Origin of the sequence: Methylophaga sp. UBA5088 (assembly GCF_002414625.1) — a bacterium.
Lineage (GTDB): Bacteria > Pseudomonadota > Gammaproteobacteria > Nitrosococcales > Methylophagaceae > Methylophaga > Methylophaga marina.
This window is the reverse complement of sequence record NZ_DIAC01000059.1, coordinates 4,554-5,247: the sequence shown is the minus strand read 5'-3', so window position 1 is coordinate 5,247 and position 694 is coordinate 4,554. Positions and strand designations below refer to the sequence as shown.

1 protein-coding gene is annotated in these 694 nt (G+C 42.9%); it reads left to right on the top strand.

Annotation, left to right across the window (positions count from 1 at the left end):
* Positions 1 to 694 (top strand): uroporphyrinogen-III C-methyltransferase (gene cobA / locus B4K20_RS07840; RefSeq protein WP_289282487.1); only part of this gene is annotated, 694 nt, incomplete at its 5' end.

The window sequence follows — 694 nt, the reverse complement described above, 5'->3', positions numbered from 1 at the left end:
ACTGACATTTAAAGCACTAAGACTCATGCAACAGGCCGATATTGTTTTTTATGACCGCTTGGTCAGTAAAGAAATTTTGGCTTTGGTTCGTAAGGAGGCTGAACTCGTCTATGTCGGTAAGCAACGATCATGGCATGCCGTTAGACAGGAAGAAATCAATAATTTATTACTTAAACATGCCCAACAAGGCAAACGTGTTTTACGTTTAAAAGGCGGCGACCCATTTATATTTGGTCGGGGTGGAGAAGAAATCGATACCTTGGCTGAACATAATATTCCTTTTCAGGTGGTGCCTGGAATCACAGCCGCATCAGGCTGCGCATCCTATGCTGGTATACCATTGACTCATCGCGATTATGCCCAAAGTTGTATTTTTGTGACTGGTCAATTGAAAGAAGGGGAATTAAATTTAAATTGGCCTGTCTTAGTGAAACCAAGACAAACAGTGGTGGTCTACATGGGACTTGCTGGCTTACCTCAATTGAGTCAACAATTGCAACAGCATGGCATGCCGGCCGATATGCCTGCAGCACTGGTCCAACAAGGTACAACTGAAAACCAAAAAGTCTGGTTAAGCAACATTGCTGAGCTACCTATGCTTGCTGAACGTGAAAAACCCATTGCACCCACCTTACTTATCATAGGTGAAGTAACGAAACTGCACGACAAATTGTCTTGGTTTAAATCTGGTTGA